1 rRNA gene is annotated in these 284 nt (G+C 54.2%); it reads left to right on the forward strand.

Features of this window, described 5'->3' with window-relative positions:
- Positions 1-284: ribosomal RNA gene (locus E1297_RS00325) — 23S ribosomal RNA — on the forward strand; the annotation flags it as partial.

Genomic DNA, 284 nt, shown 5'->3' on the forward strand with positions numbered 1-284 from the left:
CTGAAACATCTAAGTACCCGGAGGAAAGGACATCAACCGAGACTCCGCTAGTAGTGGCGAGCGAACGCGGACCAGGCCAGTGGTCATGTTTGAAGAACCGGAACCGTCTGGAAAGTCGGGCAATATTGGGTGATAGCCCCGTACGGGTAGAAACAGGCATGATCCTTGAGTAGGGCGGGACACGTGAAATCCTGTCTGAACATGGGGGGACCACCCTCCAAGCCTAAGTACTCCTTGTCGACCGATAGTGAACAAGTACCGTGAGGGAAAGGTGAAAAGCACCC

It is taken from the genome of Roseibium sp. RKSG952, assembly GCF_009711355.1.